The 20,563-nt window shown below is 73.7% G+C and carries 14 protein-coding genes and 1 pseudogene; 6 read left to right on the top strand and 9 right to left on the bottom strand.

Annotated features, from left to right (window positions below; genetic code table 11):
- Positions 1-161: 161 nt before the first annotated feature.
- Positions 162-1,280 (top strand): annotated as a pseudogene (locus V6V16_RS21620) (chitinase); the annotation flags it as partial.
- Between the two features lie 48 nt (positions 1,281-1,328).
- On the opposite strand, the gene V6V16_RS21615 reads toward V6V16_RS21620, so the two are convergent.
- The 3 genes from V6V16_RS21615 to V6V16_RS21605 form a co-directional block, all read right to left on the bottom strand.
- Positions 1,329-2,465 (bottom strand): CaiB/BaiF CoA transferase family protein, encoded by a 1,137-nt coding sequence (locus V6V16_RS21615; protein ID WP_334564749.1) that lies wholly within the window; start codon positions 2,463-2,465, stop codon positions 1,329-1,331.
- A gap of 211 nt (positions 2,466-2,676) precedes the next feature.
- A complete protein-coding gene (locus V6V16_RS21610; RefSeq protein WP_334564748.1) occupies positions 2,677-4,278 on the bottom strand; it encodes a beta-1,3-glucanase family protein in 1,602 nt (533 codons plus the stop codon).
- A 133-nt stretch (positions 4,279-4,411) separates the two neighbouring features.
- Positions 4,412-5,656: an ROK family transcriptional regulator gene (locus V6V16_RS21605; protein WP_334564747.1), complete on the bottom strand. Its 1,245-nt coding sequence runs from the start codon at positions 5,654-5,656 to the stop codon at positions 4,412-4,414.
- Between the two features lie 198 nt (positions 5,657-5,854).
- On the opposite strand from V6V16_RS21605, the gene V6V16_RS21600 reads away from it, so the two are divergent.
- A complete protein-coding gene (locus V6V16_RS21600) occupies positions 5,855-6,805 on the top strand; it encodes a tetratricopeptide repeat protein (RefSeq protein WP_334564745.1) in 951 nt (316 codons plus the stop codon).
- Between the two features lie 9 nt (positions 6,806-6,814).
- Here the strand turns inward: V6V16_RS21600 and V6V16_RS21595 are convergent, their stop codons facing one another.
- Positions 6,815-7,585: an SIR2 family NAD-dependent protein deacylase gene (locus V6V16_RS21595; RefSeq protein ID WP_334564743.1), complete on the bottom strand. Its 771-nt coding sequence runs from the start codon at positions 7,583-7,585 to the stop codon at positions 6,815-6,817.
- A gap of 357 nt (positions 7,586-7,942) precedes the next feature.
- Here V6V16_RS21595 and V6V16_RS21590 point away from each other — a divergent pair, with 357 nt between their 5' ends.
- Positions 7,943-8,671 carry a DUF899 domain-containing protein gene (locus V6V16_RS21590; protein WP_334564741.1) on the top strand — a complete coding sequence of 243 codons (729 nt, stop codon included), beginning with the start codon at positions 7,943-7,945 and terminating at the stop codon, positions 8,669-8,671.
- Positions 8,672-8,691: 20 nt separating this feature from the next.
- Here V6V16_RS21590 and V6V16_RS21585 read toward each other — a convergent pair whose 3' ends face one another.
- Positions 8,692-9,348: a M23 family metallopeptidase gene (locus V6V16_RS21585; protein WP_442934127.1), complete on the bottom strand. Its 657-nt coding sequence runs from the start codon at positions 9,346-9,348 to the stop codon at positions 8,692-8,694.
- Between the two features lie 135 nt (positions 9,349-9,483).
- Here V6V16_RS21585 and V6V16_RS21580 point away from each other — a divergent pair, with 135 nt between their 5' ends.
- Positions 9,484-11,904: a low temperature requirement protein A gene (locus V6V16_RS21580; protein WP_334564790.1), complete on the top strand. Its 2,421-nt coding sequence runs from the start codon at positions 9,484-9,486 to the stop codon at positions 11,902-11,904.
- A 28-nt stretch (positions 11,905-11,932) separates the two neighbouring features.
- On the opposite strand, the gene metH is transcribed toward V6V16_RS21580, so the two are convergent.
- The gene (metH, locus tag V6V16_RS21575) at positions 11,933-15,448 is read right to left on the bottom strand and encodes a methionine synthase (protein WP_334564737.1); all 3,516 of its coding nucleotides are present in this window, start codon (positions 15,446-15,448) and stop codon (positions 11,933-11,935) included.
- Positions 15,449-15,709: 261 nt separating this feature from the next.
- Here metH and V6V16_RS21570 point away from each other — a divergent pair, with 261 nt between their 5' ends.
- Together V6V16_RS21570 and V6V16_RS21565 are read left to right on the top strand one after the other, a co-directional pair.
- A complete protein-coding gene (locus tag V6V16_RS21570; RefSeq protein WP_334564735.1) occupies positions 15,710-16,579 on the top strand; it encodes a PAC2 family protein in 870 nt (289 codons plus the stop codon).
- 132 nt (positions 16,580-16,711) lie between these two features.
- Positions 16,712-17,503, top strand: coding sequence for a GntR family transcriptional regulator (locus tag V6V16_RS21565; protein WP_334564733.1), 792 nt, complete (start codon positions 16,712-16,714; stop codon positions 17,501-17,503).
- A gap of 161 nt (positions 17,504-17,664) precedes the next feature.
- Here the strand turns inward: V6V16_RS21565 and mshC are convergent, their stop codons facing one another.
- From mshC to V6V16_RS21550, 3 genes are all read right to left on the bottom strand, one after another.
- A complete protein-coding gene (gene mshC / locus V6V16_RS21560) occupies positions 17,665-18,903 on the bottom strand; it encodes a cysteine--1-D-myo-inosityl 2-amino-2-deoxy-alpha-D-glucopyranoside ligase (RefSeq protein ID WP_334564732.1) in 1,239 nt (412 codons plus the stop codon).
- A gap of 108 nt (positions 18,904-19,011) precedes the next feature.
- On the bottom strand, positions 19,012-19,830 hold the full coding sequence (locus V6V16_RS21555) for an SCO1664 family protein (protein ID WP_334564730.1): 819 nt from the start codon (positions 19,828-19,830) through the stop codon (positions 19,012-19,014).
- On the bottom strand, positions 19,827-20,408 hold the full coding sequence (locus tag V6V16_RS21550; protein WP_334564728.1) for a DUF3090 domain-containing protein: 582 nt from the start codon (positions 20,406-20,408) through the stop codon (positions 19,827-19,829). The genes V6V16_RS21555 and V6V16_RS21550 overlap by 4 nt, the downstream gene beginning before the upstream one ends.
- Positions 20,409-20,563: the final 155 nt, after the last annotated feature.

Raw genomic sequence — 20,563 nt, 5'->3', positions numbered from 1 at the left:
ATGGACGCCAGGTGAATCCACAGGAGGGTATCCAATTTCGCAGAATAGCTCCACGACAATGATCTATGTCGGCGAAAAGTTTTACCGGGCGGGTCCGGTCCATGCCTCGCCGCTTACGATCAACAAAGCTAACTGATAGCCTCCCGCCATTGACGAGGAGCCAGGCGCTGGTGACGCACACGCCCCCGCCGGGCGCCGGCTGGAACCCCGCCGCGACGCCCTCCCTCTGGAGGGACCTCGGCGCCTGCGACGGCGGCGGCACGCCGTCGCCCACCCCGACCACCACGGCGGGGCCCTCCCCCACCGCGACGCCGACACCACCCGCCACGCCCACGCCCACCACGACGCCCACGCCCCCCGGCCCGGACACCTGCGCCGGCAAGCCTAAGCCGGCCGGCAAGGTGCTCCAGGGCTACTGGGAGAACTGGGACGGCGCGGCGAACGGCGTTTACCCGCCGCTGGGGTGGATCCCGATCACCGACCCCCGGATCCCCGCGCACGGGTACAACGTGATCAACGCGGCGTTCCCGGTCATCCGCGCCGACGGCACCGTGCTCTGGGAGGACGGCATGGACTCCACCGTCAGGGTGCCTACCCCCGCCGAGATGTGCCGCGCCAAGGCCGCCGGCCTGACCATCCTCCTGTCCATCGGTGGCGCCACCGCCGGCATCGACCTCAGTTCGGCCGCGGTCGCCGACCGGTTCGTCGCGACCGTCGTGCCGATCCTCAAGCGGTACAACTTCGACGGCATCGACATCGACATCGAGACCGGGCTCACCGGCAGCGGGAACATCTCCCAGCTCTCGCCGTCGCAGGCGAACCTCATCCGCATCATCGACGGGGTGCTCGCGCAGATGCCCGCCGGCTTCGGCCTCACCATGGCACCGGAGACCGCGTACGTCACCGGTGGCAGCGTCACCTACGGCTCCATCTGGGGCGCGTACCTGCCGGTCATCAAGCGGTACGCCGACAACGGCCGGCTCTGGTGGCTGAACATGCAGTACTACAACGGCAGCATGTACGGCTGCTCCGGCGACTCCTACCCGGCCGGAACCGTGCAGGGCTTCACCGCCCAGACCGACTGCCTCAACGCCGGGCTGGTCGTTCAGGGCACCACCATCCGGGTCCCGTACGACAAGCAGGTCCCCGGACTGCCGGCGCAGCCCGGCGCCGGCGGCGGCCACATGGCACCGGCGACGGTGGCGCAGGCGTGGAACGCCTACCGTGGCGGCCTGAAGGGCCTGATGACCTGGTCGCTGACCCCTCCTGCCGGCAGGGGGCGGCCGCGCGGTCGGCGGCGGGCGCCCGGAATGTGGCGGGAGCGGGCGTCAGCCGGCCAGCCAGTTCCGGATCTCGTCGCCGTGCTCGTCGAGCCCCGGCGGCGGCAGGTCGTAGCGCGGCGGGGTGGCGGTGAGGCCGATCGGGTTGCGGACGCCGGGCACCCCACCCGCGGTGACCACCGGGTCGAGCCCGAGTTCGCGGGCCAGGTCCACGCCGGCGGCGACGGTGTTGATCGGGGCGCACGGCACGCCCGCCGCGCGCAGGTCCCGGAACCACTCGTCGCGGCTCCGCCGGGCCAGTCGCGCGACCAGCAGGGGCCGCAGGGCCTCCCGGTTGACCGTGCGGTCCCGGTTGCGCGCGAACCGGGGGTCGTCGGGCAGCTCGGGCACGCCGAGCACCTGGCACAGCCTGCGGAACTGGCCGTCGTTGCCGGCGATCACCACGAGGTCGCCGTCGGCGGTGGGCAGCGGCTCGTACGGGAAGAGGCTGGGGTGCGCGTTGCCCATCCGGAACGGCGTCACGCCGCCGGCGACGTGGCCGCTGGCCTGGTTGACCAGCCCGGACAGCGCGGAGGAGAGCAGGTCGACCTCGACGTGCTGGCCGACGCCGGATCGTTCGCGGTGGTGCAGGGCGGCGAGGACGCCGACCGCCGCGTGCAGGCCCGCGATCACGTCGAGGACCGCGACGCCCGCCTTGTAGGGCGGGCCGTCCGGCTCGCCGGTGAGGCTCATCAGGCCGGAGGCGGCCTGGACGACGAGGTCGTAGCCGGGCAGGGCCGCGCCGGCACCGGCGCCGAACCCGCTGATCGAGGCGTAGACGATCCGCTCGTTGACCGCCGCGACACTGTCGTAGTCGAGGCCGAAGCGGCGCAGGCCGCCGGGGCGGAAGTTCTGGATCATGACGTCGGCGCGACGGGCGAGTTCCCGGGCGACGTCCAGGTCGGCGGGGTCGGCCAGGTCGAGGGCGATGGAGCGCTTGTTGCGGTTGACGCCGAGGTAGTAGGTGGAGGTACCCTCCCGCACGGGCGGCTGCCAGGCCCGGGTGTCGTCCCCGCCGGGCCCCTCCACCTTGATCACCTCGGCGCCGAGGTCGGCCAGGAGCATTGTCGCGTACGGCCCGGCCAGGATCCGCGAGAAGTCCGCGACCACGATGCCGCGCAGCGGCCCGGCCGGTTGCTCCCCCATCGCCCCTCCCCTTGCGCCGACACGCCCGCCGCGACCGGGTCTCCCGGGGCCGCCGCCCGGCCGCCCGGATGGAAGGACCACGATGGCACAGCGGGCGCGGCGGACGTCCCTCGCCCCGGCCCAGGGGCCGTGGCGCGCCGTGCGGCCGTTCACGGCCCGGGTCGCGGTGCCGGCCCCGCCGGCGGCGGGACCGGCCGTACGCCGCGACGGGTCAGCCCTTGCGCCACTTCTGGTTGGCGGTGCCCGCACAGTCCCAGAGCTGGAGCTTCGCGCCGTCGGCGCCGTTGAGGTCCCGGATGTCGACGCACCTGCCGGACTGGAGGTTGACCAGGTCACCGGCCGAGTTCAGGGTGAACCGCTGCGCGCCCGTGCCGTTGCACGAGTAGAGCTGCACGACCGCGCCGTTGCCGGTCGCGCCGCCGTCGACGTCCAGGCACTTGTTGTTCTGGCTGCGCAGGGTGTCGCCGGTGAACGTCCACTGCTGCGCGGCGGTGCCGTTGCAGCTCCACATCTGCACCTGCGCGCGGTCGACGAAGTTCGCGTTCGGCACGTCGAGGCACTTGTTGTTCCAGGCGCTCACCACCGGCACCGCGCCGCCGGGGTTCCCCGGTCCGCCGCCGCCCGCCCCGAACGGGCTCAGGACGATGCCGGCGGCGCGGGGGTCGCCGTCGTGGACGAGGGACTCGAACGCGCCGACGTCGTCGAAGGCGAAGGCGTACGCCCTGCCGTCGGTCATGTTGGCGTGGATGACGCGGGCGTAGTGGTTGGTGGGGTTGTTGCGGTAGAACTCGGCGGCGTTGGTGCTGGGCTGCGTGTCGATGGTGCCGAGCGTGCCCCGGTTCAGTGCCGCGCAGAGCGTCCGGGAGATCGGGCCGACGACCGGGTCGTTCGGTGCGGGCAGGTCGCCGTCGCAGCCCCAGACGCTCGCCGACGAGGGCCGGTTGAAGGAGGCGACGACCTGGCCGGCCCCGTTGGTGAAGGTCATCACGTTGCCCGACGTCCGGCCGAAGTAGCGGATGTTCGGCTGGTTGGCGAAGGGCACCACGGTCAGCGTCCTGGTCGTGTACGCGTTCCACGCCCACGCGATGTAGGAGTCCAGGTAGGTGGGGCTGAACAGGCCCGCGCCGGCCGCCTTGCCGGGCGCGAGCACCCGCAGCACGGTCCCGTCGGCGCGGGTGTGCACCGTGTTGGCCCAGCCGGGCTGGGAACGGATGCCTTCGATGATCGCGTTGCGGCCGTTCGCGACGACGTCGCCCGTGCGCCTGGTGACGCCGGTCGCGCCGGTCACCGTGACCGCGTGCGGCACCGCGAACATGTCCACCTGGGAGCTGTTCAGCCACAGCCCGGCGTCGTTGTAGGTGAACTCGCTCCAGTCGAACAGGATGTCGCGGTTGGCGTCGCCGGCCGCCCACGGCGCGGGCTGTACCAGGCCGTCGGGGGTGAGGAAGAACTTGAGCTTCTCGCCGAAGGAGAAGTAGACGCGACCGGAGAACCCGCGCGGGAACCGGATCGTCGTGCTGGCGCCGTTGCCGGGCCCCGGGATCGACGCGTCCGGTGCCGGCGACGGCGGGAGCTGCCCACCCGACCACGGGACGAAGGTGCCGCCCTGGTTCACGTAGCCGAGGCGGCCGCTGGAGAGCTGCACGCCGATGACGTACAGGTGGACGGCCTCGCCACGGCCGCTGCTGTTGCTGACCGTGACGGGCAGCAACGCGGGACCGACGGCCTGGGCGGGGGGCGCGGCGGCGACGGTCACCGGGACGGCGGCGACCAGGGCGGACAGGACGGCGAGCAGCCTTCTTCGGAGATTCACGTGACCCTCCTGGTGGTGGACGACTGAGAGAGCGCTCTCTCAGCGTCGGTCGGAGGCGGCTCCCCTGTCAATAGATGCTTGCCGATAGGTCTGGTCGCGCGCGGTTCCGGGGCGGGAGGGGGCGCGCCGGGCGTCAGCCGTGCCCGTGGCCCCCGGCCGCCCGGTCCCTGAACGTCGCCAACGGGTCGGCCAGGAGCGGGGCGAAGGCCAGGTCGGCGGCGCCGAGCAGGGTCGCGTCGTCGCCGAGCGCGGAGATGCGCAGCCGCACCCGCTCGCGGGATATCGGCAGCACGTTCTCGGCGACGCGGCCGCGCACCGGCGCCGCCGCACCGGGGTACACGTCGCGCAGCACGCCGCCGAAGATGACCATGCCGGGGTTGAAGAGGTTGATCAGGTTCGCCACCCCGATGCCGAGCCAGTCGCCGATGCGCCGCAACGCCTCCCGCGCCGCCTCGTCACCCTCGTCCGCTGCCCGCACCACCGCCCGTACCGCGTCGCGGCCGATGAGCCCCGGGGGCCGGCGGGCGGCGTCGAGCAACGCCCGCTCGCCGACCTCGGCCTCCAGGCAGCCCCGGGAGCCGCAGCCGCAGGGGCGCCCGTCGTACGGGTTGACCACCATGTGGCCCACCTCGGAGCCGTACCCGCCGTCGCCGTCGAGCAGCTCGCCGCCGACGATGATCCCGCCGCCGACGCCGACGTCCCCGTGCAGGTAGACCAGGTTCTGGATCCCGACACCCGCGCCCCGGGTGTGTTCGGCCAGCGCCCCCAGGTGCGCCTCGTTGCCCACCGAGACCGCCAGGCCCAGAGCCAGCCTCCGACCCAGTTCGGCGCCGAACGCCTGGTCCACCCAGCCCATGTCCGGCCCGAACCGGACCATGCCGTCGCCCCGCCGGATCATGCCGCAGTACGACGCACCGACCCCCACGCACACCGACCGTGGCGCCGCCGCGCCGTACAACTCCCGCCCCAGCCGGGCCAGCGTGCCGGCGACCGTGTCGAGGTCGGCACCGGCGCGCAGCCGGGGCGCCTCCCGGCGGTCCAGCACCGTCCCGCCGAGGCCGACCCGCGCGGCCACCAGCCGGTCCACCGCGATGTCGAAGGCCAGCACGTAGGCCCGGGCCGGCTCCGGCCGGACCACGAGTGACGGCCGCCCCGCCCGACCACTCGGCGCGGGCCGCTCCTCACGCACCAGACCCGCCGCCGCCAGCTCCGCCGTCAGCGCCATGACCGTGCTGCGGTTCACGCCCATCGCCCCGGCCAGCTCCGCGCGCGAGATCGCGCCGCCGAGGTGCACCCGGCGCAGCACGGCGCCGAGGTGGCGTCGCCGACCGTCCACCCGGCTGCGCTCGTCGGCCGACGCCACACGGCTTCTCGCCATCACGGGGAACCTTCGTCGACTCGGGGAGGGGGCGGCAGGTGCCGCGCCGCCAATCTATCGCGCAGTCACCGGGTTCCGCCCGGCCCTGCCTGCGGCGCCGCACCCGGCCCGCCGTCCATGAGGGACGGAGCACCCGAGGACGGCGTTTCGCCCGGACCGGCTCGCGCGGCGCCCGGGCGGCGACACTAGGGTGAGCCCGTGACCCTCACCCCCGCCACCGCCCCGTCCGCACCCGGCGGCGCGCTGCTCGCCGAGGTCGAGCGGCTGATGGCGGCCGAGCCGCTCGACGCCGCGTACCTCGAAGGGCTGTGCCTCGAACTCGACGGCCGGATCGTGCGCGGCGACGCGATGATCGGGATCCTGCCGGTCGAGGCGTACGACGTGCTGGTCCGGGGTTACACGGCGGCGGCATTCGCCGGCCGGAGCACCGCCTGGGTGCCGCTGGGACGTCGGCTGCTCGACCCGCGCGTCGGGTGGACGCCCACGTGGCCGTCGCCGCACCCGTTCCCCGTCGGGGGGACCGAACAGCTGGACTCCGCGCTGCGCTGCTTCGCCGAGGCGGCCCGGCACGGCGACCGCCAGGGCGCGTACCTGTTCGCCGCCCTCGGCCGGGAGGCCGTGGACCGGGTCGGGCCGCACGCTCTGACGCTGCTGGAGCCGCTGCGGGCCGACGACCCGACCGGGGAGGCGAACTACTGGTCCGGCATCGTGCACTACCTGCGGGGCGACGGCGGGGCCGCCGTCGCGCACCACCGGCGGGCCGCCGCGGCCGGCAACGCCGACGCCATGTTCGAGCTGCACGTCCTGTACGGCACCGGGGACGTGGTGCCGCCGGACGAGGAGGCGGCGCGGGAGTGGCTGCTGCGCGCCGCCGACCGCGACCACCCGCGCGCCCTGTACAACGTCGCCGCCGCCCACGCCAGCGGGCGCGGGTTCCCCCGCGACGAGGCCGCCGCGGCCGGCTGGTACGAGCGGGCGGCGGCGGCCGGCAACGCGCGGGCCGCGGCCACCCTGGGCGTGATGTATCTCCTCGGCTCCGGCGTGCCCACCGACGCGGGCCGCGCCGCCGGCTGGTTCGACCGGGCCGAGGAGCAGGGGTACGACGTCGACGGCTGGCTGGAGCAGCTCGGCATGAGCCGCCCCTCCTGACAACCGCCGTCACGCCACGTCGACGCCCCAGGCGGCCCGCACGAGTTCGGGAAGCACCTCGGCGGCCGGCGCGCGAAGGTTCACGTCGGCGACGCCGTCCAGGGGCGTCTCCCCCGGGTTGACCTGCACCACCGAGGCGCCCAGCCGGGCGGCCACCAGGGGAATCTCCGCGGCCGGGTGCACCAGGCCCGAGGTGCCCACCGTCAGCAGCAGGTCGCAGGCGGAGGCCGCCTCGACGGCGGCCTCGAACGCCGCCGCCGGCAGGGCCTCGCCGAACCACACCACGCCGGGCCGGACCAACGCCGAGCAGCGCCCGCACCGGGGCGGAGCCGACCGGCCTTCGCCCGGCTCCTCCGCCGCCGGCGGCACCGGGGCGGGAGCCGCGCATGCCGAGCAGCGCGGCGCGAACAGGCTGCCGTGCAGGTGGATCGGCGCCACCGAACCGGCGCGCTCGTGCAGGTCGTCGACGTTCTGGGTGACGACGACCGTGCCCGGCAGCCGCGCCTCGATCGCGGCCACGGCCACGTGCGCGGCGTTCGGAAGCGCCCGCCGCACGGCCGCGCGCCGCGACTCGTACCAGCCCCACACCAGTTCGGGATCGTCGGCGAACGCCGCCGGCGTGGCGAGCCGCTGCGCGTCGAAGCGCCCCCACAGGCCGGTGAGGGCGTCGCGGAAGGTCGGCACGCCGCTCTCGGCGGAGACGCCGGCGCCGGTGAAGACCACGACGCGCCGAGCCCGCGCCAGCAGGGCCCCCGCCTCGCGTACCGCCCGCTGCCCCATCCGCCCCCGCTCCCCCTCGGCCCAGTTGACCGCAGCCGATACTAGGCGCGCCGGGTCCTGCCGCCGGCGCCGCCTCGGTGACCCCGGGCGCGGCAGCGCACCCGCGTCGCACGCCGACGCGGCGGAAACCTCTTCGACGTTGCTCACTTCGCCGTCGTGTGCGGCGGGTGCGCCCCCGGGCGCACCCGCCGGACACGTCACCCGCCGCCGCCCCACCTGCCCGGGCACGGCGCCGGGCCGCCGAGAGCAGCGAACAGCACGAGGGAATGGGATTCCCGCGGCTTTGGGGAAGGGTGGTGCGACGGTCCACCGACAGATATGAATGTCTCAGGCGCTCCGACGGAAAGGCGTGTGCACATGAATGATCTGACGTTGGTCTCCCGGGACCAGTGGGTCGACGCGCGCAGGAAGCTGCTCGACCGGGAGAAGGAAATCACCCGCCTGCGCGACGAGGTGACCGCCCTCCGACGCCAACTCCCCGCCGTCGCCGTCGAGAAGGACTACTCCTTCACCGGCCCCGCCGGCCCCGTCGGGCTGGCGGACATGTTCGAGGGCCGACGACAGCTGATCGTCTACCACTTCATGTTCGACCCGCAGTGGTCCGAGGGGTGCACCGCCTGCTCACTGCTGGTCGACAACTTCGGGCACCCGGCGCACCTGCACGTCAGCGACACCACCCTCGCCGTGGTCTCGCGTGCCCCGTTCCCCACCATCTCGGCTTTCAGGTCCCGAATGGGCTGGACGTTTCCCTGGTACTCGTCGCACGGCAGCGATTTCAACTACGACTTCCACGTCACCATGGACCCGACCGTCGCACCCGTCGAATACAACTACAAGGACGCCGACGCCCTGGCCGCGGCGGGCCTCACCGACCACATGCGGGGCGAGTCGCACGGGCTGAGCGTCTTCGTCCGGGACGGCGAGCGCGTCCTGCACACCTACTCCGTGTACGGGCGCGGCCTCGAGACGCTGGTGAACACCTACACCTTCCTGGACCTCACGCCCCTGGGCCGGCGACGCTACGTCAACGAGTTCCCCCTGCACGACACCTACGGCACGGACCCGGACGCGGGCGGGAGCCACTGACGCCACGCCGGTCGGTGCGGTCACCCGGGGACGCAGTTCCTGCTCGTACGCCTGACCGTGTATTCGGTGTCGTCGTGGGTGATGCCCGACGGGGCACCGTCGAAGTGGGCCTCGACCTTCTCCCAGCCCCGCCGCTGCTCGTAGTGCAGGTGCGGCGCGCCCGAGTTGCCGGTGCTGCCGACCCGCCCGATCTGCTCGCCCTGGGCCACCCGCTGGCCGACCCGGACCAGGGGCGGTTCGAGCAGGTGGAGGTACTGCGTCTCCCACCGGCCCCCGTGGTCGATCTTCACCCAGTAGCCGCCACCGCGCCCCCGCGGGCCGTCCGGGTTACGCGGGTTGCGCCCGCCCAGGGAACCGTTGATCCCCGCGACGGTCACCTCGCCGGCGTAGGAGGCGAGCACCGGCCGCCCCCACGCCTCACCCTCGGTGGGAAATAGGTCCACGTCGAAGTCGTCGTGGCCCGGGTAGGTACCCAGCTGCCACGTCTCGCCGCACGCGACGGGAAGCTGGAACAGCGGGCGCGGGCCCGGCGGGCGCACCAGCGGCACCACGACCACCGCGGCGACCACTGCGACGGCGAGGAGCACCGCCACGGCGCCGGACACCAGTGCGATGCGCACGCGGCGGCTGCGGGGCCGGCGGTGGGTGCGGGGCGGGGCGGGGCGGCCGGTCGTCACCGGCCCGAGCATGGCAGACGTCGGCAAGGCGCCGGCCGCCGGCACCGCGCCGCCGAACGCCGCCGACCTCGCGGCGCGGGCTTGGCCGATCCCGCGCTCCGCCCGCCCGCCGGTTGACAGAGTGGTCGGGTGGCGATGAGCGCGTCGGGGGCCGGGCGGATCCGCGCCGCCGTGTCCCCTCGCGTCCAGCTCGGGCCAGGCGGGGTGACGCGCCTGGAACTCTTCCTCGACCTGGTCTTCGTCTACGCGTTCGTCAACGTCACCGAGTTGATGTCGGCGAACTTCGGCCCCGTCGGGCTGTTCCAGGGATTCCTGGTGGTCGCGCTGCTGTGGCGGTGCTGGGCCTCGTATGCCTGGTTCGGAAACACGGTGCGTTTCGACCGGGGCGTCATGCCACTGGTCGTCTTCGCGGCGGCGGCCGGTGTCTTCGTGGCCGCCGTCACCCTGCCGGTGGCCTTCACCGACCGACCGGGCGGCCTGTGGGGTCCGCTCATATTCGCCGTCGCCTTCGTCCTGGTCCGCCTGGGGCCGTTGGCGGTCACCACCCTCGCCGGCCTGAACGCCAGCGACCGGCCTCTCTTCCCGCGCCACGCGTGGCTGCCGCTCTGCGTCAGCGTCCCACTGCTGCTGGCCGCCGCGTCCCTGCCCGCCCTGCTGCCGGCCTGGCCCCCGGTACACCTCGCGCAGACGGCGCTGTTCGCCGTCGCCGCCGTCATCGACCTCGCCGGCCTCGCGACGATCGGCGCGGGCGACTGGCAGCTCACGTCGGTGGGCCACTGGGCGGAGCGGCACAGCCTGATCCTGCTCGTCGCCCTCGGTGAGACGATCATCTCCATCGGCACCAGCCGCGGACTGGTCGGCGACCCGCCGATCACCTGGTCGGTGCTCGGCGGGTCGGCCCTGGGCGGCGTCGTGGTGGTCGTGCTGTGGTGGACCTACTTCGACCTCGCGAGGTTCGCCGCCGAGCACTCCCTGCGGCGGCGCAGCGACCTCGCGTCCCTGGTCAGCCGCGACGCGTACGCCCTGCTGCACCTGCCGATGGTGGGCGGCCTCATCCTGCTCGCGCTCGGCCTCAAACAAGCCCTGAGCGCGACGGAGGCGAGCACCGCGCAGCGCTGGGACACGGGCGGTGCGCTCGTCCTGTACGGCGGGGCGCTGCTCTACCTGCTCGGGCTCCTGGCCTTCGAGAAGCGCGCGTTCGACCTGGTGGGACGCAGCGTGCTGCTCGGCATCGCGCTGCTCGCCGGCACCGCACCATTGGCGCTGCGCCTGCCGGCGCTCGGGGCGCTGGCGGTCCTCGCCGGCGTCATGGCCGCCGTCGTGCTGGCCGACCAGACCGTCTTCCGGGGCCGGCACCGCCGGCTGCACGGCACGGTCGCCGACACGGTACGGCGGATCACGGTCGTCCGCCCGCACGAGCTCTTCCTCGACCTGATCTTCGTGTACGCGTTCATCCAGATCACCGTCCTGGTGGCCCGCCAGCCGTCCGCGGCGGGGCTGGCCCAGGGGCTCGGGATCCTGGTCCTGCTCTGGTGGGCGTGGTGTCTGTACGCCTGGCTGGGCGGCGTGACGCGCCGCGTCACCACGCCGGTACGGGTCACGGTCCTGGCGGCCGCGGCGCTGATCCTCGTGCTCGGCATCGCCATCCCCCAGGCGTTCAACCGTGCTCCCGGCGGACTCCCCGGCCCGCTGATCGTCGTGACCTGCTACGTGGCCGTCCGGGTGCTGCAACTCGTGGCGCTCCGCCGGGCCGCCGGCTCCGATCCGGCGCTGCGGGCCCAGACCGTCCGGGCCGCCGTGCCCGCCACGGCGGCGCTCGCCCTACTGGTGGGCGCGACGTCGACGTTCCCCCCGGCCGGCGAGGCCATCCCGCCGCTCAGCGCGGCGTGCTGGGCGACCGCGTTGGTGGTCGACCTGCTGGGCGGCTACCTGGTCGGTCCCGGCAACTGGCGGATCCGCTCCCTGGAGCACTGGTCGCAGCGGTACAACCTGATCGTCCTCGTCGCCTTCGGGGAGGGGTTCATCTCCACCGGGGTCGCGCTCGCCGACACGTCGATCTCGTTGGCCGCCCTGTCGGCCGTCGCGTTGATCGTGACCCTGCTCGCCGCCCTGTGGTGGACCTACGTCGGCACCGAACGCATCCTGCACCGGCGCATGTCGCAGGTCTCGACGGGGTCGCTCGGGGCCGCCCTCGGCCGGGACGCCTACACCTACCTGCACCTGCTGATCGTCGCCGGGCTGATCCTCGTCGCCCTCGGCCTCACCACGACGCTGGCGCGGGTGGCGGAGCAGCCGGCCGCGCCGCTGGGACCGCTGGGACACGCCGCCCTGCACGGCGGCGTGCTCGTGTTCCTCGCCGGCGACCGGCTGATCCGCAGGACCGCCCGAGGCGGCCGCTGCCGGCGCCGGACGCTCGGGCTGGTGCTGGTGGCGCTCGCCGCGCCGGCGACGACCGTGCTGCCCAGCCTCGTCACGCTGGCGCTGCTCGCGGCGCTCGCGGTCGCGATCGCCACGACCACCGCGCTACAGCCCGCCTCCCCGCGCGACGACAGCTGAGCCCCGGCTGCCCGAAGTCCTGCCCTCGTCACTTGGCGTTGAAGTAGCTCGCCTCCGGGTGGTGCACCACGATCGCGTCGGTCGCCTGCTCCGGGATCAGCTGGAACTCCTCCGACAGCTGCACGCCGATCCGTTCCGCACCCAGCAGCTCCATGATCTTCGCCCGGTCCTCCAGGTCGGGGCAGGCCGGGTAGCCGAACGCGTACCGGCAGCCCCGGTAGTCGGTGCGCAGCAGACCCGCCAGGTCCGCCGGGTCGTCGTCGGCCACCGTACGGCCGCCGGGCAGGGTCAGCTCGGACCGGATCCGTCGGTGCCAGTACTCGGCGAGGGCCTCGGTGAGCTGCACGGAGAGCCCGTGCACCTCCAGGTAGTCGCGGTACTCGTTGCGGGCGAACATCTTCGCCGTGTACTCGCTGATCGGCTGCCCGACGGTCACCAGCTGCAACGCCACCACGTCGAGCTGGTCGCCGCGCGGGCGGAAGAAGTCGGCCAGGCAGAGCCGCCGCTCCTGCCGCTGCCTGGGGAAGGAGAACCGGGCCCGCTCGGCGTGCCCGTTCTCGTCCAGCACCACCAGGTCGTTGCCCTCGGCGTACGCCGGGAAGTAGCCGTAGACGACGGCCGCCTCCAGCACCTGGTCGGCGATCAGCCGGTCCAGCCAGTAGCGCAGCCGGGGCCGGCCCTCCGTCTCCACCAGCTCCTCGTAGGACGGGCCCTGCCCGCTGCGGGCGCCCCGCAGGCCCCACTGACCGAGGAAGGTGGCCCGCTCGTCGAGCAGCGCCGCGTAGTCGGCCAACGGCACGCCCTTGACCACCCGGGTGCCCAGGAACGGGGCGGCGGGCACCTCCACGTCCGTGGCCACGTCGGAGCGGACCGAGGCGTCGTCCAGCTCCGGCAGCGACTCCGTGACGATGGCCCGCTGCCGCTCGCGGCGCGCCCGGCGGGCCGCCAGCGCCGCCTCCCGCTCCGCGTCGATGACCGGCGCGCCGCCGCGCTTCGCGGTCATCACCCGGTCCATCAGGGAGAGCCCCTCGAAGGCGTCGCGCGCGTAGTGCACCTGGCCGGGGAACATCGACCGCAGGTCGTCCTCGACGTACGCCCGGGTCAGCGCCGCCCCGCCCAGCAGGACCGGCCAGCGCTCGGCGACCCCGCGCGTCGCCATCTCGGCGAGGTTCTCCTTCATGATCACGGTGCTCTTGACCAGCAGCCCGGACATGCCGATGGCGTCGGCGCGGTGCTGCTCGGCGGCCTCCAGGATCGCGCTGATCGGCTGCTTGATGCCGATGTTGACGACCTCGTAGCCGTTGTTGGACAGGATGATGTCGACCAGGTTCTTGCCGATGTCGTGCACGTCGCCGCGGACGGTGGCCAGCACGATGCGGCCCTTGCCGCCGTCGTCGGCGCTCTCCATGTGCGGCTCCAGGTACGCCACCGCGGTCTTCATCACCTCGGCCGACTGGAGCACGAACGGCAGCTGCATCTGGCCTGAGCCGAAGAGCTCACCGACGACCTTCATGCCGTCGAGCAGGATGTCGTTGATGATGGAGAGCGGGGCGCGCCCCTGCGCCATCGCCGCGTCCAGGTCGGCCTCCAGGCCGTTGCGCTCCCCGTCGATGATCCGCCGCTTGAGTCGCTCCTCAAGCGGCAGCGCGGCCAGTTCCTCCGCGCGCCCGGCCCGCGCCGACGCGGCGTCGACGCCCTCGAAGGCCTCGATGAACCTCTGCACCGGGTCGTAGCCCTCGCGGCGCCGGTCGTAGACGAGGTCCAGCGCCACCTGCCGCTGCTCGTCGGGGATCTTGTTGAACGGCAGGATCTTGCTGGCGTGCACGATGGCGCTGGTCAGGCCGGCCTGCTGGCACTCGTGCAGGAAGACCGAGTTGAGCACCTGCCGGGCGGCCGGGTTGAGCCCGAAGGAGACGTTGGAGATGCCGAGGGTGAAGTTGACACCCGGGTAGCGGCGGGTGATCTCCCGGATCGCCTCGATCGTCTCGATGCCGTCGCGCCGGGTCTCCTCCTGGCCGGTGGCGATCGGGAAGGTCAGCGCGTCGATCATGATGTCGGCGCGGTCCATCCCCCACCGCCCGGTGAGGTCGTCGATCAGCCGGCCCGCGACCCGCACCTTCCACTCGGCGGTCCGCGCCTGCCCCTCCTCGTCGATGAGCATCGCCACCACGGCGGCGCCGTGCTCCCGGACGACGGACATCACCCGCGCGTACCGGGACTCCGGCCCGTCGCCGTCCTCGAAGTTGACCGAGTTGACCACGCACCGGCCGCCGAGCATCTCCAGCCCCGCCTCGACCACCGCCGGTTCCGTCGAGTCGAGCATGATCGGCAGGGTGGAGGCGGTGGCGAAGCGGCCGGCGAGCTCCCGCATGTCCTGCGTGCCGTCGCGCCCGACGTAGTCGACGCAGAGGTCCAGCAGGTGCGATCCGTCGCGGGCCTGGCTGCGGGCGATCTCCACGCAGGCCCGCCAGTCGCCGGCGAGCATGGCCTCGCGGAACACCTTCGAGCCGTTGGCGTTGGTCCGCTCCCCCACCATCAGCAGGGACGCGTCCTGGGCGAACGACACCGGGTGGTAGACCGACGAGACGCCCGCCTCGTGCCGCGGGTCGCGGGGTGCCGGGCTCCTGCCGTGCAGGCGCTCGGAGAGCACCCGGATGTGCTCGGGGGTGGTGCCGCAGCAGCCGCCCACCAGCGCGACCCCGTACTCGGTGACGAACCGCTCCAGTGCGTCAGCCAGCTCGACCGGGGTCAGCGGGAAGTACGCCCCGTCGGCGGTCAGCACCGGCAGGCCCGCGTTCGGCATCACCGACAGCGGGATCCGGGAGTGCTGGGAGAGGTAGCGCAGGTGCTCGCCCATCTCGGCGGGCCCCGTCGAGCAGTTCAGCCCGATCAGGTCGACCCCCAGCGGCTCGATGGCCGCCAGCGCCGCCCCGATCTCGCTGCCCACCAGCATGGTGCCCGTGGTCTCCACGGCCACGTGGCAGATGATCGGGACCGTCGTGCCGAGCCGGGCCATGGCCCGCTTCGAGCCGACCACGGCCGCCTTGACCTGGAGCAGGTCCTGGCAGGTCTCCACGATCAGCGCGTCCGAGCCGCCCTCGATCAGACCCTCGGCGTTCTCCTGGTAGGCGTCGCGCAGGGTGGCGTAAGGGGCGTGCCCGAGAGTGGGCAGCTTGGTGCCCGGGCCGATCGAGCCCAGCACGAAGCGGGGCCGCTCCGGGGTGGCGTAGGCGTCGGCCGCCTCCCGGGCGAGGCGGGCCCCGGCCTCGGAGAGCTCGCGGATGCGGTGCTGGATGTCGTACTCGGCCAGGTTGGCCAGGTTGGCCCCGAAGGTGTTCGTCTCGACGCAGTCCGCGCCGGCGGCCAGGTACGCCTCGTGCACCCCGCGCACGACGTCCGGCCGGGTGACGTTGAGGACCTCGTTGCAGCCCTCGTGGCCCTCGAAGTCGTCCAGGGTGAGGTCGGCCGCCTGCAACATCGTGCCCATGGCGCCGTCGGCGACGAGGATCCGGTCAGCCAGTACGTCGAGCAGTGAGGTGCGCACGGGAACAGGTTAGTGCCGCGACGGCCCCGGGGATTCCTCCGTAGGTGCCTTCCCACATTGTGTCACCGGGATCACGGTTTCCGGTTATTCGTGGTACCGCCGGGCGACGCCGGGGCCGACCGGCGCGGCCGACGGGCCGCATCCGGCCCCGACACGTAGGCTGACGGACGTGAAGGACTACAGCGACAGCACCACGCCCGGCGGGCGGACGACCGGGTCCGGTCCCGGCGCCGCCCCCGACGAGCAGGGTGAGGTGACGGCGTGACCGAGTTCGACGGACTGCCGGTGCTGCGGTCCCCCGTGGCGATCGCCGCGTTCGAGGGCTGGAACGACGCCGCCGACGCGTCCACCGCCGCCGTCGAGCACCTGGAGCAGGTGTGGCAGGCCCGGGAGGTCACCGAACTTGACCCGGAGGACTTCTACGACTTCCAGGTCAGCCGCCCCACCATCACCATGGCCGAGGGCGAGACCCGTCGGGTGGAGTGGCCGACGACGCGTTTCATGGTGGCGAGTCCCGAGGGCACGGAGCGGGACGTCGTACTGATCCGGGGCATCGAGCCGAGCATGCGCTGGCGCACCTTCTGCGACCAGGTGCTGGAGATCTGCCACAGCCTGGAGGTCGAGCGGGTGGTGGTGCTCGGCGCGCTGCTGGCCGACGTGCCGTACACCCGGCCGTTGCCGATCAGCGGCAGCGCCTCCGACGCGGAGGCCGCCCGGCGCTACCAGCTCACCCCCACCCGCTACGACGGGCCGACGGGGATCGTGGGCGTGCTGCACGACGCGTGCAACCGGGCCGAGGTCGACGCGGTCTCGTTCTGGGTGCACGTGCCGCACTACGCCAACAACCCGCCCTGCCCGAAGGCCACCCTGGCCCTGCTGCACCGCGTCGAGGAGGTGCTCGACCTGCCGGTGCCGATGGCCGACCTCGCCGAGGAGGCCGCCGAGTGGGAGCAGCGGGTGCGCGGCGCCGCCGAGCAGGACGCCGAGCTCGGCGAGTACGTACGCGAGTTGGAGGAACGCGTCGGTGACGCGGGCATCACCCCGCTGACCGGCGACGAGATCGCCCAGGAGTTCGAGAAGTACCTGCGGCGCCGGGGCGGTTCGGCCGGCCCCACCGCCGGTTCCTGGTAGCCAGCCCCGCCCTGTTCACCGCCGTGCCCCGTACGATCGCCGTCCGGGGCACGGCGCTTCGGCGTGTCCGGGGTGGCGCGGTCACCACCTGTACGGCATCCTAGGAACCTAGCTGTGATCGAGGAGGCGGGTATGCAGATCAATCCGGGCGCGGCCGAGTTCCCGCACCGACAGATCGCCGCGCAGCTCAAGGCCCAGATCCGCCGCGGTGACTGGGGGCCGGGCGAGCGGCTGCCGTCCATCCCGGCCATCGCCGAGATGTTCGGGGTGGCGAAGCAGACCGTGCAGCGCGCCGTCGACCAGCTGCGGGTCGAGGGCATCCTGATCACCAAGCCCGGCTCCGGGACGTACGTGCGAGGCACCCGACGGCGGCTCAACCGGCTCTCCCGGGGCCGCTACGGTGGCTTCCGCGGCTACCACACCGACCTTGCCGCGCGATATCGGCAGCAGCTCGTCTCCGTCGGCCGGGCCCCCGCCCCGCCCGAGGTGGCGGACGCGTTCGGGGTCGCCGACGGCACCGAACTGCTCTGCCGGCGCCACCTCGTACGCACCGAGGACTCCCCCGTCGAGGTGGGCGCCTCGTGGTTCCTGCCCGCCGAGACCGCCGGCACCTCCCTGGAGCGCACCGAGGCGTTCGGCCGCCCGCTCTACCAGGAGGCCGAGGAGGCCACCGGCCGGCGGTACGTCTCGGCCACCGACACGATCAGCGCCCGCCAGCCGAGCCGGGAGGAGGCCGAGACGCTCCAGATCCGTCCCGACACCCCGGTGCTGCACCTGCTGCACGTGGCGTACGACGGGCACCGCAAGCCGATCGAGGTCGCCCAGGCCACCTGGCCGGGCCCGGTCACCACCCTGACCGAGGAGTACCGGATCCCCGCCCCCACCCCGGACCCGGACCCCGACCCAGGCCTGGTCCTCACCTAACCCCCTCCCCTTCCCCCTCTCCCCGCGCCACTCCCACTCGTCGATCTTGCACTTCTCGCCCCCGGAATCGGGACGAAGGCCGCGAACCAGGGGCCGAAAGTGCAAGATCGGCGACGTGGAGGGGGAGGGCGGGGGCGGGGCGGGAGCGGGGCGGGGGTGGGTCAGAGGTGGAGGCCCAGGAGGGCGTCCAGGGTGGTGGCGAAGAGGGCGGGGGCGGACGGGTCGTCGCCGGTGCCGGCGAGGGTCGCCTCGGCCCAGCCGTCGGCCAGCGCGAGAGCGCCCGGCGAGTCCAGGTCGTCGGCGAGGCGGGCGCGTACGCCGGCCAGGAACTCCTCGCCCGACGGCCCGGCGGGCGCGGCGGCGGCCTGCCGCCAGCGGGCCAGCCGCTCCCCGGAGGCCGCGAGCAGCTCGTCGGTCCAGGCGCGGTCGGCGCGGTAGTGCCCGGAGAGCAGGGCCAGCCGGACGGCCATCGGGTCGACGTGGTCGGCACGCAGCCGGGAGACGAAGACCAGGTTGCCGCGCGACTTCGACATCTTCTCGCCGTCCAGGCCGATCATCCCGGCGTGCACGTAGTGCCCGGCGAACGGCGCGGAGCCGGTGAGCCGCTCGGCGTGCGCGGCGGAGCACTCGTGGTGCGGGAAGATCAGGTCGTTGCCGCCGCCCTGCACGTCGATCCGGTCGCCGAGCAGATTGAGCGCGATGACCGCGCACTCGATGTGCCAGCCGGGCCGGCCGGCACCCAGCTCGCCGCCGGGCCAGGAGGGCTCGCCCTCGCGGGCGCCGCGCCACAGCAGCGGGTCGAGCGGGTCGCGCTTGCCCGGCCGGTCCGGGTCGCCGCCGCGCTCCGGGAAGATCTCCAGCATCTGCTCGCGGGTCAGGTGGGACTCGTAGCCGAAGCGGGGCACCGCGTTGACGTCGAAGTAGACGTCGCCGGTGCCGTCGTCGAGGCGGTACGCGGCCCCGTCCTTGAGCAGCAGGAGAACCTTGTCGGCGATGTCGGGGATGGACTCGACCGCGCCGACGTAGTGCGCCGGCGGGATCATCCGCAGCGCCTCCATGTCCTCCCGGAACAGCGCCGTCTCCCGCATCGCCAGGACCTTCCAGTCCTCGCCGTCGCGCTCGGCCCGCTCCAGCAGCGGGTCGTCGATGTCCGTGACGTTCTGCACGTAACGCACGTCCCGGCCGGCGTCGAGCCACACCCGCTGCACCAGGTCGAACGCGATCATGGTGGCGGCGTGGCCAAGGTGGGTGGCGTCGTACGGGGTGATCCCGCAGACGTACATGGTCGCGGTGCCGGCCGGATCGCTGGGGTGGACGCCCTGCCGCGCGGAGTCGAACAACGACAGCGGCCCGCCCCTGCCGGGCAGCCGCGGCACCTCATGTCCCGCCCAAGAGTCCATGACCGTCAGCCTAGCCAGCCGGCGCGGCGCGGCAGGACCGCCCCGCAGTGATCATCGTGACAACTCGCGAGCGGATGCCCGGGGCCGCGGAGCGCCCCGACGGACGCATCACATGGGGGGCCAGGGCACCGCCGGCCACTCCTGCGACGGCTGCGGGAAGAGGCCGCTGTCCCGCAGCCGGTCGACGCGGGCGGCCAGCTCGGCGACCTCCCGGAGGGTCAGGTGCTCGGCCAGCTCGGCGCCGAGCGCCCCGGCGAGCTGGCCGGCGAGCCCGTCGAGCATCTCCACGGCGTCCGCGGGCAGTTGCCGGCCCGCCCAGCCCCAGAGCACCGTGCGCAGCTTCTCCTCGACGTGGAAGCTCACCCCGTGGTCGACGCCGTGGATCCGGTCGTCCGGGCCGAGGAGCACGTGCCCGCCCTTGCGGTCCGCGTTGTTGATCACCGCGTCGAGCACCGCGAGCCGGGCCAGCCGCGGATCGTCGGCATGGGCCAGCAGGTACGGCGTGCCATCGTCGTCACGGGCCGCGGCGATCGGGAACCAGCGGGGCGGCAGGGCGTCGGCCGGCACGAAGCCGATCAGCGGTTCCGCGTCCTCCGGCTCGGCTATCCAGAGCTGGCACGAGCCCGGGCCGAACGGGCCGTCACGCAGTACCGTCGGCGGCACCAGGTCCCACCCGGTGGCCCGGGAGACCAGGTAGGCCGAGACCTCCCGGCCGGCCAGGGTGCCGTCCGGGAAGTCCCAGAGCGGGCGCTCGCCCCGCACAGGCTTGTAGACACAGCGGGCGGTCGCCCCGTCGAGGGTCAGCACGCCCCGCAGCGTGGTGTTGGAGGCGTCGACGAGCCGCCCCTCCAGGTCGAGCTGGCCGTCGCGGAGCAACCGGAGCGCGGCCTCGCCGTCCTGTCGGGGCTGGAGGTCCGACGACGTCACCGGTGGTAACCGTTGTGGCGCGGGCAGAGGTGGCCGGCCGGGTCCAACGGTTGGCCGCAGAGCGGGCAGGGGGGACGGCCGGCGTTGACCACCCGCCGGGCCCGTTCGATGAACTCGCGGGTGGCCTCGGGCGTCAGCCGCACCCGGAGCCGGTCGAGGTCGTCGTCCGGCTCCTCGTCCTCGTCGTCGACGTCCTCGTCGTCGGGCTCGCCCAGCTCGACCTCGGCCTCCCCCTCGCCAGCGGCGATGGCCTCGATCACCACCGTCGCGGTGTCGACGTCGAACGCCAGGCCCAGCGTGCCGACCCGGAACTCCTCGTCGACGGGCGTGTCCAGCGGGTCGTTGTCGCCGACCGCGGTCACCGCCTCGGACAGCTCCACGCCGAAGCGGCGCTGCGCCTCGGAGAGCAGCTCCTCCAGCTTCTCGGCGAGCAGGGACACCTGGACCTTCTCCAGCGCGACGCTGACCAGCCGGCCACCGCCGCGCGCCTGGAGGAAGAACGTGCGCTCCCCCGGCGGCCCGACAGTCCCGGCGACGAACCGCTCCGGCGGCTCGAAGGCGTGCACCTGGTGGGTCATACCCACGACCCTATCCGGCGCGCCGCGGGGCCGCGCACCCCACCGACCCGAATCGTGGCCCCCGCGCCGCGCCCGGCACACCGGCCGTCGTCCCCGGGCGTGGCGACCGGCCGGACGGCCGGCCCGCGCGCCGCCGGACGCCGCCGCGCGGGGGC

This window comes from Micromonospora sp. CPCC 205561 (genome assembly GCF_036906775.1).
Classification (GTDB): Bacteria; Actinomycetota; Actinomycetes; order Mycobacteriales; family Micromonosporaceae; genus Micromonospora.
This window is presented reverse-complemented; position numbering and strand designations above follow the sequence as displayed.